14 protein-coding genes are annotated in these 12,587 nt (G+C 68.0%); 8 read left to right on the top strand and 6 right to left on the bottom strand.

The features are described from left to right. Positions 1 to 71 precede the first annotated feature (71 nt). Positions 72 to 1,169: a DUF475 domain-containing protein gene (locus ACT89H_RS25420; protein ID WP_445111213.1), complete on the bottom strand. Its 1,098-nt coding sequence runs from the start codon at positions 1,167 to 1,169 to the stop codon at positions 72 to 74. Positions 1,170 to 1,327: 158 nt separating this feature from the next. Further along, positions 1,328 to 1,903, bottom strand: coding sequence for a TerD family protein (locus ACT89H_RS25415; RefSeq protein ID WP_039803198.1), 576 nt, complete (start codon positions 1,901 to 1,903; stop codon positions 1,328 to 1,330). A 144-nt stretch (positions 1,904 to 2,047) separates the two neighbouring features. On the opposite strand from ACT89H_RS25415, the gene ACT89H_RS25410 reads away from it, so the two are divergent. The 5 genes from ACT89H_RS25410 to ACT89H_RS25390 are packed head-to-tail and all read left to right on the top strand — an operon-like array spanning position 2,048 to position 7,943. Continuing rightward, entirely contained in the window at positions 2,048 to 3,271 is a 1,224-nt protein-coding gene (locus tag ACT89H_RS25410) for a hypothetical protein (protein ID WP_445111168.1), read from the top strand. A gap of 13 nt (positions 3,272 to 3,284) precedes the next feature. After that, positions 3,285 to 4,499 (top strand): HpcH/HpaI aldolase/citrate lyase family protein, encoded by a 1,215-nt coding sequence (locus tag ACT89H_RS25405; RefSeq protein ID WP_445111167.1) that lies wholly within the window; start codon positions 3,285 to 3,287, stop codon positions 4,497 to 4,499. Then, on the top strand, positions 4,496 to 5,959 hold the full coding sequence (locus ACT89H_RS25400) for a phosphoribosyltransferase domain-containing protein (RefSeq protein WP_445111166.1): 1,464 nt from the start codon (positions 4,496 to 4,498) through the stop codon (positions 5,957 to 5,959). Before ACT89H_RS25405 ends, ACT89H_RS25400 begins: the two co-directional genes overlap by 4 nt. Further along, positions 5,956 to 7,095 carry a cysteine protease StiP family protein gene (locus ACT89H_RS25395; RefSeq protein WP_445111165.1) on the top strand — a complete coding sequence of 380 codons (1,140 nt, stop codon included), beginning with the start codon at positions 5,956 to 5,958 and terminating at the stop codon, positions 7,093 to 7,095. The genes ACT89H_RS25400 and ACT89H_RS25395 overlap by 4 nt, the downstream gene beginning before the upstream one ends. A gap of 59 nt (positions 7,096 to 7,154) precedes the next feature. Beyond that, on the top strand, positions 7,155 to 7,943 hold the full coding sequence (locus ACT89H_RS25390; protein WP_445111164.1) for an HAD family hydrolase: 789 nt from the start codon (positions 7,155 to 7,157) through the stop codon (positions 7,941 to 7,943). Between the two features lie 249 nt (positions 7,944 to 8,192). Here ACT89H_RS25390 and ACT89H_RS25385 read toward each other — a convergent pair whose 3' ends face one another. Next, positions 8,193 to 8,594 carry a MerR family transcriptional regulator gene (locus tag ACT89H_RS25385; RefSeq protein ID WP_445111163.1) on the bottom strand — a complete coding sequence of 134 codons (402 nt, stop codon included), beginning with the start codon at positions 8,592 to 8,594 and terminating at the stop codon, positions 8,193 to 8,195. 47 nt (positions 8,595 to 8,641) lie between these two features. Between ACT89H_RS25385 and ACT89H_RS25380 the strand changes: the two genes are divergently transcribed. The 3 genes from ACT89H_RS25380 to ACT89H_RS25370 all read left to right on the top strand — a co-directional run bounded on the left by ACT89H_RS25380 (position 8,642) and on the right by ACT89H_RS25370 (position 10,059). Then, positions 8,642 to 9,460: an MBL fold metallo-hydrolase gene (locus tag ACT89H_RS25380; protein ID WP_445111162.1), complete on the top strand. Its 819-nt coding sequence runs from the start codon at positions 8,642 to 8,644 to the stop codon at positions 9,458 to 9,460. A gap of 252 nt (positions 9,461 to 9,712) precedes the next feature. Beyond that, positions 9,713 to 9,880, top strand: coding sequence for a hypothetical protein (locus tag ACT89H_RS25375; RefSeq protein WP_445111161.1), 168 nt, complete (start codon positions 9,713 to 9,715; stop codon positions 9,878 to 9,880). Beyond that, entirely contained in the window at positions 9,877 to 10,059 is a 183-nt protein-coding gene (locus ACT89H_RS25370) for a hypothetical protein (protein ID WP_445111160.1), read from the top strand. The genes ACT89H_RS25375 and ACT89H_RS25370 overlap by 4 nt, the downstream gene beginning before the upstream one ends. Before the next feature lie 45 nt (positions 10,060 to 10,104). Here the strand turns inward: ACT89H_RS25370 and ACT89H_RS25365 are convergent, their stop codons facing one another. The 3 genes from ACT89H_RS25365 to ACT89H_RS25355 all read right to left on the bottom strand — a co-directional run bounded on the left by ACT89H_RS25365 (position 10,105) and on the right by ACT89H_RS25355 (position 12,586). Continuing rightward, positions 10,105 to 10,950 carry a hypothetical protein gene (locus ACT89H_RS25365; RefSeq protein ID WP_445111159.1) on the bottom strand — a complete coding sequence of 282 codons (846 nt, stop codon included), beginning with the start codon at positions 10,948 to 10,950 and terminating at the stop codon, positions 10,105 to 10,107. A gap of 173 nt (positions 10,951 to 11,123) precedes the next feature. Next, positions 11,124 to 11,888: an AIM24 family protein gene (locus tag ACT89H_RS25360; RefSeq protein ID WP_445111212.1), complete on the bottom strand. Its 765-nt coding sequence runs from the start codon at positions 11,886 to 11,888 to the stop codon at positions 11,124 to 11,126. A 2-nt stretch (positions 11,889 to 11,890) separates the two neighbouring features. Beyond that, positions 11,891 to 12,586 (bottom strand): AIM24 family protein, encoded by a 696-nt coding sequence (locus ACT89H_RS25355; RefSeq protein WP_445111158.1) that lies wholly within the window; start codon positions 12,584 to 12,586, stop codon positions 11,891 to 11,893. Between the last annotated feature and the right edge of the window lies 1 nt (position 12,587).

Genomic DNA, 12,587 nt, shown 5'->3' with positions numbered 1-12,587 from the left:
ACGAGAGCGGCAGCGGCCGTCCTTCGGGACGGGGCCGCTGCCGCAACGGGTCTTCGGCTGCTTGCCGGGAATCAGCCTACCGGCGTCGGTTCCCGTTCGCTGTCCAGTTCCTCCTCGTCCGCTCGGCCGTTGCGGACGATGCTGGTGACGAACGCCGCGCCGATGAACGCGACGCCGACCAGGCCGGTGACGATCTCGTTGATGTGCACGCCGATCGAGACCAGCAGGATCGCCGCGAGCGCGCCGATCGCCCAGTGCGCGCCGTGCTCCAGGTAGACGTACTCCGACAGTGTGCCCTTGCGGACCAGGTACACCGTGATCGACCGGACGAACATGGCGCCGATCAGGCCGAGGCCGAGCGCGATGATGATCGGGTCGGAGGTGATGGCGAACGCGCCGATCACGCCGTCGAAGGAGAACGACGCGTCGAGCACCTCCAGGTAGAGGAACAGGAAGAAGCCCGCCTTACCGGTGGCCTTGACCAGCTCCGACGGCCCTTCGCTCGCCTCCTCGGTGTGGAACATGGAGCCGAGCCCGTCCACCGCGATGTAGGTGATCAAGCCGAGCAGGCCCGCCACCAGCACGGTCGAGCGGTGCGCCTCGTCGGCGACGAACTCCGCGGTGAGGATCAGTCCGGCGCCCGCGACCACCACGGAGAGCATGTCCAGCTTGCCCGCCTTGGCCAGCGGCCGCTCCAGCCAGCTCAGCCAGGTGATCTCGCGCTCCTCGAAGATGAAGTTGAGGAACAGCAGGGCCAGGAACATGCCGCCGAACGCCGCGATCTGCGGATGCGCGTCGGTGAGCAGTTTCTCGTAGCTGGGGCTGCCGTCCGGGAAGGTCAGTGCGCCGTCCGGGGGCGGGTTGAGAGCCAGGTCGAAGGCCCGCACCGGGTCCAGCCCGGCGGTGATCCACACGATCGCCAGCGGGAAGACCAGCCGCATGCCGAACACGGCGATCAGCACACCGATGGTGAGGAAGATCCGCTGCCAGAACGCGCTCATCCGTTCCAGGACGGTGGCGTTGATCACGGCGTTGTCGAACGAGAGCGACACCTCGAGGATGCCGAGGATCGCGGCGAGCGCGAGGGCGGTCGGTCCGCCGTACACGACCGCAACGACGAGCGAGACCACCGTGACGACGAGGGACATGCCGAAAATGCGCAGGACCACGCTGGGACCTTTCATGAGTGAAAACGAGGCGGCGACGGTTGCTACCAGCGTGGCCGCTGGATCGCTGGTTGTCCAACGCCCCTCCCGGGGCGTCGGCATGCCTGGTCGCACGACGAGGGGGCCCGTCGCCGGGCCCCCTGTGAACAGCGGAGCGTTCCTTAGACGTTCACGCCGTAGTCACGGGCGATGCCCGCCAGGCCGGAGGCGTAGCCCTGACCGATCGCGCGGAACTTCCACTCCGCGCCGTTGCGGTACAACTCGCCGAAGACCATCGCGGTTTCGGTGGAGGCGTCCTCGGTGAGGTCGTAGCGCGCCAACTCCTCGCCGTTGCTGCGGTCCACGACGCGGATGTAGGCGTTGCGGACCTGGCCGAAGGACTGCGAACGGGAGTCGGCGTCGTAGATCGAGACCGGGAAGAAGATGCTCTCGATCGTGGGCGGGGTGTTCGCCAGGTCGACGTTGATGACCTCGTCGTCGCCCTCGCCCTCGCCGGTCCGGTTGTCGCCCGCGTGCTCGATCGAGCCCTCGGGGGAACGCAGGTTGTTGAAGAAGACGAAGTGCTGGTCGGACAGGACCTTCTTGTCCGCGCCGGTCGCGATGGCGCTGGCGTCGAGGTCGAAGTCGGTGCCGGTGGTGGTCCGCACATCCCACCCCAGGCCGACCGAAACAGCGGTGAGGTTAGGCGCCGCCTTGGTCAGCGAGACATTGCCGCCCTTGGACAAACTGACACCCATGCGGGATTCCCTTTCAATAGTCCGTCATTGGTTCCCAGCATGTCCGAATCGCCGGGGACGCCATCGACAGTAGTAGGTTTCCGCGAAGTTGCGTAGGAACCCGCGCACCCCCCGGCGAACAGGAAGATCTCCTACCATCGGGGCGTGGCAGGCCGGATGCGTGGATGGTTCCGTTCGTCGGGAAACGACGAGTGGATCGAGCATGCCCGCGCGACGCTGGCGACGGCGTTCCTCGATATGGATCGTCGCCAGAGCGCGGCCGAGGCGGCGGTGCACGCCGCCGATCAGATCTTCCCCGAACGACATACGGGCGCGCGGTGGGAACCGGTGCGGCACAGATGCTATGGCGCGGCGGAGGTCTATCTCACGCTGAGCGCGGAGCTCGAGGCCGCGCAGCAGGGCGGCCCGCCGGTGCCGCAGGGGCGGCAACGGGTCGACGCCGCGGTAGGGCAACTGACCGACGCGGCGCGCGCGGTCGACGAGTTCTATCGCGGTGACCAGGGCAAGCTCGACGAGGCGGTGGCGGTACTCGGGGCGGTCCCGCAGTTGGTTCAGCAGGTGAAGGCCGCCGCGGCCGGTGTGCGCGGCCGGGCCGCCGAATCGGAGTTCGCGGACTATCCCTCGGTGCGCGGGCACGCCGCCGCGGTCGATGAGGCGCTGCTCACACTGGAGGCTGCGGGTTCGGCCACGGCCACGGCCTCGGGCGCCGTGCGGGAAGCCGCGAACCGCCTGCAGGCGGCCACCAAGGAGCTTGCGGATGCATTGGCGCAAGCGCCATCTCGGGCCGCGGCGGCGCGCACCGCGATATCGTCGGTGACAACCCGCCTTGCCGCCGTCCGGACCAGGGCCGATGGCGTTCCGCAGGCATTCTCGGCGCTGCTGCGCGAGTTCAATGCTGCGAGTTCGGCCGATCTGGCCGACAATGTGCGGGAAAGCCAGCGAGCCATCGAGGCCGCGGACGCGGCCCTGGGCAGGGCGCGTGCGGCGGCGGTAGAGAACAATCCGGAGTTTGCACTTGATCTGACCACATCCGCGCGCGGATTCCTCACCGATGCCGAGCAGCGCGTCGACGCCGTCACCAAGCGGCTCACCCTGCTGCGTGCGATTCGGTCCGACCCGCAAGAACAGGCCAAGGCCGTACGATTTCGGCTGCGGGACGCGCAGATGCTCGCGGTGAGCCGCGGGCTGGTCGCCGAATGGGGCTCGGTGCTCGACGCACAAGCGGCGCGGATCGACCGCATCAGCGGAGCACTGTCGGGGCGCCACCCCGACTACTGGGCCTATATGACGGAACTGGATGCCGTCACCGAATTCATAGCCGGGGTAGTGGATCGAATGAGAAAACAAGTAGGACCACGACGAGAATGAGGATGGGACAACGATGACCGCAGGCATCGCCGTCCAGCAGGAGGTTTCCCTGCGGAAGCGAATGCCGCTGCGCCACTTCCGGCAGTTGCACGGCCCGGAGGCGAGGCGTCTTTTCCACCGGCAGCCCGAACCGTTCGGCGACGACGACGCCGGCCGCGAGCTGCTCGCGATCGGTCTGGGCGCGACGCTGTACGCGCCCGCGACCAGGCCCGATCTCGCGTTGACGATCAGCAGGCGCGCCGGGCAAGGTGTGTGTTCGATGGTGATCGACCTCGAGGACGCCGTGGCCGATCACGAGGTGGAATACGCCAAGCGGCAGACCGTCGCGACGCTGGACTTGCTGGCGAGCAGCCACGACGCGAATCCCCTGTTGTTCGTGCGGGTGCGCGACGCGGACACGATCACCGAGCTCATCGAGCAACTCGGACCGGGCGCCAAGGCGCTGACCGGGTTCGTGTTCCCGAAGTTCGACAGCGTGAGCGGGCCGGCGTACCTCGACGCGCTGAACGTGGCGGCCCAGCGGGTGGACCGGCCGCTGTACGGGATGCCGGTGCTGGAGTCGGCGGGACTGGTGCACCGGGAGACCCGCGATTACGAGCTCACCCAGATCGCGGCGCTGCTGGCCGCGCACCGGGACCGGGTACTGGCGGTGCGGGTGGGTGCGACCGACATGTGCTCGACCTTCGGTATCCGGCGCGACCGCGACCTGACGATCTATGACGTGCGCGTGGTCGCCGACGTCATCGCCGACATCGTGAACTATCTGGGGCGCGCCGACGGAACCGGTTTCATCATCACCGGGCCGGTGTGGGAGTACTTCGCCGATCACGAACGGATGTTCCGGCCATTGCTGCGGACCGCGCCGTTCGAGGAATCCGACGCGGTGCCGTTCCGCCAGTACCTGGTCAGCCGGGACCTGGACGGCTTGTTGCGGGAGATCACGCTGGACCGGGCCAACGGCATCCAGGGCAAGACCGTGATCCACCCGTCGCACGTGGCGGCCGTGCACGCGCTGTCGGTGGTGACGCACGAGGAGTACTCGGACGCGCTGGACATCCTGCGCGAGGACGTCGGCGGCGTGGCGGCCTCCGGTTACCGGAACAAGATGAACGAGATGCGACCGCATCGCAACTGGGCGCGACAGACCCTGTTGCGCGCGCGGGTGTTCGGTGTGGCGAACAAGGGAGTGTCGTTCGTGGATCTGCTGACGGCGTTGGTCACCGTATGAGCCGGACCGCGACCGATCTCGGTGACAACGAAACATTTTGGGCGACAAGAGTTCTTGGCATAGGACTGCATCACGACGCGGTGCGTGACCGGGACCGGCTGCGCACGGCGCGGTTGCCGATCACGGCCTTGGTGCAGCCGGGGGTGCGCCACAACAATCGGCGCAGGGCGCACCTGCTGGTCTCCACCGTGCTCGGCAAGCACCTGCCGACCGATCCGCGGGTGGTGCTCGGCGCGGGCGATCACCTGGGCGATCTGGTTCGCGCGGTACTCGGCGAGCGCCCAGCCGTCGTGCTCGGGTTCGCCGAAACGGCAACCGGTCTCGGCCACTGCGTGGCGGCACGGATCGGTGCGAGCTGTTACCTCCATTCGACCCGGCGCGCGGTGCCGCACGCGCCGACGCTCGCCGGCTTCGAGGAGGGACACTCGCACGCCACCTCCCACCTGCTGCAGCCCGCGCCGGCCGACATCTTCGTCAACGATCTGCCGCTGGTGCTGGTGGACGACGAGATCTCCACCGGCGCCACGGCGATCGACGCGGTGCGGGCATTGCACGCCTGCGCGCCCCGCGCGCACTATGTGCTCGCGTCGCTGGTCGATCTGCGCACCGATGCCGACCGGGCCGGATTCGACGCCGCGGCAGCGGACCTCGGTGCCCGCATCGACACGGTGTGTCTCGCCACCGGCCGTGCGTCGCTGCCCGACGGGCTGGTGGACGCGGTCGGCGCGCTCCCCGAACCGCGGCTCAACCCGACCGCCGGGCACATCGGTTCGTTCGGACGCGTCGAACTCCCCTGGCCGACCGCTGTGCCGGAGGGCGGCAGGCACGGCGTTCTCGCCTCCGATATCGGCGCCTTCGAGGCCGCGCTGCTGGACGCGGGCCGGGTGCTCACCGCCCGGCTCGACGCGGATTTCCCGGGCCGGGCCGCCATCGTGCTCGGGCACGAAGAGTTGATGTACCTGCCCCTGCGGTTGGCGGCGCTGCTCGCCGAGTCGGGTACGCCCACGCGTTTCCAGACCACCACGCGATCGCCCGCGTACGTGCTGGACGAGCCGGGGTATCCGTTGCGGCGGGGGTTCCGGTTCGTCGCGCCCGAACCGGGGGATGCCGCGCCGCGTTATCTGTACAACGCGCAGTGGCCCGCGACCTCACTCGACCTGTTCGAGGCCGACCTGGCCGGGTTGGGCGCGCTGGTCGGCGATCCGGTGCGCCGCGATGCCGCCGTGACGATCACCGACGACGGTGTCGACAGCGGCGGGGAGGGCGACGGCCCGGCCGCCGATCCGGTGCTCGTCGTGGTGGTCGACTCGCCCGCCGACACCGCGGAGTTGACGGCCGAGCACGGGCTGATCGATGTGCTGACCGCTTCCGGGGCCGACGTGCTGCTCGCGGTGCTGCCGGAGGCGGACCCGCGGCGGCTGCACGCCGAACGCGCGGAGTCGAACGGGAGCCGGGGATGACGAGTACCAGGGTGGGCGCGCTACCCACGCCGCTGCGCGGACCGGAGTTCGGCTCCTACCCGGCCGACGAGGTGTCCTGGCTGCTGACCGACCTGTCGGAAGTCGACCTGGAGGCCGACATCGCCGAGCGGGAACGGCGGATCCAGGCCGGCAAGGCGCACTACGCGGAGTCGCTGCCGATCGAGTACCAGCCCGACGCGTCGTACCGGGCGCTGTTCGACGAGGTGCTCGCGGCCAGCGCCGAGCGGCTCGCGCTGGCCGTGGCCACCGTGTCGGAGCTGGTCGTCGCCGAACGCGGCGAGGACATCGTCCTGGTGTCGCTGGCACGGGCGGGCACGCCGGTCGGCGTTCTGATGCGCCGCTGGCTGCGTTCGCGGCGTCCCGGCCTGGAGGTGCCCCACTACGCGGTGTCGATCGTGCGCGATCGCGGCATCGACGCGGTGGCGCTGGACTACCTGGCCGAGCATCACGATCCGGCCTCGGTCGTTTTCGTGGACGGCTGGACCGGCAAAGGCGCGATCACCCGTGAGCTGACCGAAGCGCTGGACGCCTATCACGCCGCCGGTGGCTCGCGGTTCGACGGCGAATTGGCGGTGCTGGCCGACCCTGGGCACTGCGTGCGCACCTACGGCACCCGCGATGACTTCCTGATCGCGTCGGCCTGCCTGAATTCGACTGTGTCCGGGCTGGTTTCCCGCACCGTGCTGAACGACACGCTGATCGGGCCCGGCGATTTCCACGGCGCCAAGTTCTACCGCGAATTGGCCGGTGACGACGTGTCCGGGCGTCTGCTGGACGCGGTGAGCGGCGCCTTCGACGCGGTCCGCGATCGGGTGCCCGCCGAGGTGGCCGCCATTCGCGCGAGCGACCGGACGCCCACCTGGACCGGCTGGACGTCGGTGGAGCAGGTGCGGGAGCGATACGGCATCACCAGCGTGAACTTCGTGAAGCCCGGTGTCGGCGAGACCACCCGGGTGCTGCTGCGGCGGGTGCCGTGGCGGGTGCTGGTGCGCGAGGCGGACGCGCCGGAGCACGCGCACATCCGGATGCTGGCCGCCGCCCGGGGTGTCCCGGTCGAAGTCGTCGCCGACCTGGCATATTCGTGTATGGGATTGATCAAGGACGTGCAGCAGTGAACCTATGCCCGGCAGCCCACCGAAGACGTGCGCTGATCGCGACCGACCTGGACCGGACGATGATCTACTCGCGTAACGCCTTCAGCACCACCGCCGACGTGCCGACGGTCTGCGTGGAGCATCTGGAGGGGGCTCCGCTGTCGTTCATGACCACCACCGCGGCGCTGCGGATGCAGACCTTGACCGAACCCGCCGCCGTCGTTCCCACCACCACCCGCACCATCAAACAGTTCGACCGCATCCGGCTGCCCGGAGCGCCGTGGCGCTACGCGATCACCAGTAACGGCGGGAACATCCTGGTCGACGGTGTGCCCGATCTGAGCTGGCGCATCGACATCGACACCAAGGTCCGTGCGGGCGGGGCCACGCTGTCCGAGGTGAGCAAGGAACTGCGCACCCGCATCGACGACTCGTGGGTCACCAAGTTCCGCGTGGCCGACCACCTGTTCTGCTATCTGGTGGTCAAGCCCAAGGCCGTTCCCGAGGGATTCCTCGCCGAGTGGGACGACTGGTGTCGTCCGCGCGGCTGGTCGGCCTCCCAGCAGGGCCGCAAGATCTACACCATGCCGCTCGCGGTCTGCAAGAGCCGCGCGGTCGCCGAGGTGCGCAAGCGCATGTGGGAAAGCGGGGAACTCGCCGCCGACGCCCGCACACTCGCCGCGGGCGACGGTGCCCTCGACGCGGAAATGCTGCGTGCCGCCGACTCCGCCATCCGCCCCCGCCACGGCGAACTCGAACAACTCAACTGGACCCACCCCAACCTCACCGTCACCCGAGCCACCGGCATCCTCGCGGGCGAGGAGATCATCAACTGGTTCATCAAGGCAGCTCCGACGCCTTCCGAATAGCCGACACCGCATCGGTGTACTGCTCGGTGGTGAGGTCGCCGTCCGCGATCCCGAGTTGATGGACCGCCTCGATCATGTTTCCGATCCTCTCTCGATCGGCCGGGCTTGCTGCCACATCTGCTCGAATTGCCGTAGGAATCCGGCATGCAGGACGCCGTTGGTCGCTGCATCGACGGGAAGGCATTCCCGATCGACTCGACCAGCCAACAGGCCAACCGACCATCGGCCGATCGGGCTGCACTTGGCGACTCACACCGTGTCGGCGGGCGGCTCGAAAGTGGACTTGAAGTCCGGGCATTCGACCAAGGGATCGTGGGGGCAGGTGGCGGCGTGGCGGAGGCTATCGCGCATGCGGATGAGGCGGGTTATGTCCTTGTCGAGCTCGCCGGCTTTTTCGGCCATGCGGGCGCGCAATTCGGCATCGGAGGGGGTGGCGCGCAGGAAACGGGCGATTTCGGCGAGGGTGAAACCGGCGCCTCGGGCGCAGGAGATGAGGGCGAGACGGTTCAGGATGTCGGGGTGGTAGGTGCGGCGCAGGCCGTTGCGGCCGGTCGCGGCGATGAGACCGCGCTTCTCGTAGAAACGCAGGGCGGAGGGGGCAAGGCCGGTTCGCGCGCCGACCTCGGCGATATCGAGCAGGACGTCGGTCATCTCGTCTCCTTGACTTGAACCGCGCTTCAAGTCACAGACTAGCTCGCATGACAATTCACCACCTCAATTGCGGATCGGTTCGGCAGATCGAAGCCACCTACGACGGACCCGCGCCGGCCCACGCCGTGAACCATTGCCTGCTGGTCGAGACCGAATCCGACGGGCTGGTCCTGATCGAGACGGGGATCGGGCTGGACGACGTGCGCGACCCGGCGGGCACCCTCGGTCCGGAATGGGTGGCGATGGCCCAGCCCGTGCTCGCCGAGGACGAGACCGCGATCCGGCAGGTCCAGCGGCTCGGCTACGACCCCGCCGACGTCCGGCACATCATCCTCACCCACCTCGATGTGGACCACTCCGGCGGACTGCCCGATTTCCCACATGCGCGGGTGCACGTGCTTGCCGGCGAACTGGCGGCGGCGCAGGCGCAGGCACCGAGTTTCCGCTATCGCCCCGCGCACTGGGCGCACGATGTGCGCTGGGTGGCCTACCCCGCGGAACCGACCGGAAAGTGGTTCGGCTTCAACGCGATTCAACCGAAGGACCTACCCGACGACTTCCGGTTGATCCCGCTGGGCGGGCACACCGCAGGCCACACGGGAGTCGCCGTTCGAGACGGCGACAACTGGCTGTTGCACTGCGGTGACGCGTACTACTACCATCGCGAACTCGACTCCGTTCCACAGCCGCACCCGGTGCTCGACATCGTGCAGACCGGTTCCGAGGTCCACCACGACCTGCGGCTGGGTACTCAGGCGCGACTGCGCGAACTACACCGCGATCACGGCCACGAGGTCACCCTGATCAGCGCGCACGACCCGTGGGAATTCCAGCGCGTAGGCAGACCCGTTCGTCGAGGTTTGTGAACACGGGCGCGGTTGTGGTCCGGCGAACTCGAACAACTCAACTGGACCCACCCCGACCTCACCGTCACCCGAGCGACCTCCAACCGCCGCGGGGATCTCGAATACCTGGTACGCGGTTGCGCCGAGTTCATGTCTCACAATGAGATGCCCGAAGGGCGTCACCGACGCCAGAATCTCTCCGTAATCGCCGCTGTTCCTGCAGCTATGGGTAGTTGGCGACGACAACTATCGAGTACGTCGAGAGATTGTGTGATGGCCGTAGATCTCGTTACCGCCAGCGTCGTTGTTCTCGCGGTCCTGTTCGGGCTGTGGGTCATCTGGTTCGCGCTGCCGTGGCTTATCGACCGCGAGGGAGAATTCGATGAATCGGTGGATGCCTACGGCATCGACCGGCGCGTCGAGCAGGAGGTCGATCGATGATCATCTCGCTCGCTGATGCCGAACAGTGGCGCATGATGCACCGAAATTGCGCGACCGATGGCTCGTTCCGATCTCTGGAGCAAGCGCGCTTCGTCGTGAATGTCCACAGCGGCCACGGCCCTGGCTGCAAGCAGTACTTGTCCGCCTCGGCCTACAGCTTCGGATTGTCGGAGGATTAGCCGCGGGCGGGCTGGGAAGGTGTTCCACTCGACGTGGCTGACTCGTCACCGACGCTGCCAGCACTGCGCCCGATCGTCGAGATTCCACCACGAGACGTAGTCCGGGTCCTGGTCGAGCAGAGTCCATCCGGCCGCCAGCGTGTCGAAGAACGCGCTGTCGGCCGTACGCCCGCCGCGTGGTTCGCCGATGTAGATCAGCACCGAGCCGCCCGCCTCCTGGTAGGCGGCGAGAGCGGTAGAGGCCATCGGGTTCTCCCAGCCGGGCGGCCAGCAGAGGAACAGTGCGTGGTCGGCGTGCGCGGCGACCAGATCGTCCGGGGAAGCCGGCGGCGCGGCGGTGGGGTGCCAGGTGGTGGTCTGCCCCGGCGCGTCGGGGAATGCGCTGTTCGTCGCGCGGCCGGGTGGATGTGAGTCGAAAGCGCTTGTCGGCACGCCGAGTTCGGTAAGTTGATGCGCCCAGTAGCCGCGTCCGGCTCCGACTTCCAGTACCGGCCTGCCCTGCGCGACGTCGGCCACCCAGCGCAGCGTGGCGGGGCACGGAATCGCATAGGCGTAAGCGGCCTGCAACACGATCTGCGCATATGCCAGTCGCGCACTGCCTTTCGGGTTTCCGCCATTCACCTCCGCGCGGTTCGCACGTTCCCATGGGCCGGCCGACACCGCGGCGGCGACGATGTCCCAGTACGGGTTCGTGCTCGCACCACCGGTCATGTAGTGCAGTAGGTGCAGGTCGAACGTCGCGTCGGCGATGTCGTCACCGGTGCCGGGCAACTGGGCCGCGGTGGACCAATAGTCCGCGACCCGCGGATACGCCTTCGCGAACGTGATCTCGTCTTCGACCAGGTGCGTCAGCGCCGTGCGACGCTGCGGCGAAAGCGCCAAGTCAGCCATCGTTCGATTCTCCGCCGACCGGCACCGCCCACGGCGAACATCTAGACGAATTCACCGATCCGTCGCGAAACCTTCGCTCTCCGTGACTATTACGGCTACGAGACACGGTCGGGCCGACGCGGCCCGCGCGCCTCGCCGTCGCGAAATACCCTGCTCCGTCGAGCGTGCGCGTTTCAGTACTGCTGGTGCCCGGCCAACTGCTGCGCGATGATCCCTTGCAGGCGTTGCAGGCCGCCGACGGTGATGCCGCTCTGCAGCTGTCCCTCGATGGTGCGCACCAGCATGGAGTCGCTGAGCACCTTCTCGCTGGACTGGATCAGCACGGTCCCCGCACCGGTGAAATCGAACTGACGCTCCTCACCGGAGTTCACCCCGAAGCGCGCCGCACCCGCGGCCAGGAAACCCGAGATCCAGCGTTCGTCGTAGTGGTGGCTCGGGGACGGGCAATCCGCCCAGCCGACCAGCGCTTCCGGATCGACGCGCAGCGGTGGCTCGGCGAACAGCACCGGACCGTTGGAGGAGGCGAGGAACTTGCCGGTGCCGATCAAGGTGAGGAAACCGGGCACGATCGACTGGTTGAGCGACAAGCCCGGCTCGAAGGCCAGCAGGTTCGCCGCCCGGATGGTGAGGTTGCCGTTGTCCTCGAGATCGTAGGAATTGATGTCGTAGCCGCGGTCGCCGATGATCAGCTTGCCGTGCCCCTCGGCGACGACGTAGTCGCCGGTGAACAGCGGCGCGGAGAACTGCTGCGACACCATGTGCAGCAGTCCGCCCTGCAACCCGTGGCTGAGCGCCTGGAACCGGATGTCGCCGTAGTAGGCGATCATCGCGCCCTTGCGCATGAACCAGGGCTTGTTCAGGTCGATGCAGTAGGCGTAGCTGTTTCCCGGGACGTTGTCGCTCATACCGAGATTCATGGGGTTGAGGATCTGGGACATGCTCACAACTTCTCTTCGGAGGCCTGCACGTAGACGACGCCCTGCCCGACGCAATGCAACTGCATCGCCTCGCCGGAACCGCGTCCGACGGCGTCGCGCCAGCTCAGCGCCGCCTTGAGCTCGGTCTGCACAGTGCCGTAGGCGGCGACGAAGGCTTGCGGATCGACCACGACGGGGTTCGGACCGCCCACTTGCAGTTCCAGGAACCCGCCGTGCGCGAGCAGCACCGCGGCGCCGTGCCCGGACAACTGGGTGGTGAACAGGCCCTGCCCGGTCAACGCGCCCGAGGCGGCACCGCGCAGCGCGCCCATCAGGCCGCCACCGCCTCCGCCGCCCGAACTCATCACCGACACCACCGAACTTTGTAGCGCGGCGGTGTTGGCGAGCAGCCGCGAAGCCTCGACGCGCAGCGTCGCACCCGGCTGCATGTGCACCACCTGCACCTCCAAGCCGGCGAATCCGTAATGGACCTCGCCATTGCCCTGCGCGAGCATGGTGCGCTCGTGCTCGCCCGCCATCGCCCGGCCCGCGAGACCCATCAGCCCGCCCATGCCGCCCATCCCTTGCGCCCCCGGAATCTGGTGGGGAGCAAAGGAAACATCGCCGGTATAGAACAGCATCGCGCCGCTGCGAGCGACCACACCGCCCGCCATCCCGACGTCGACCTTGACGACTTTGCCGTTGACCTTCTCGAACATC

It is taken from the genome of Nocardia aegles (genome assembly GCF_052545135.1).
Note: the sequence above shows the minus strand (reverse complement) of the source record. Positions and strands in the feature narration are given on the sequence as shown.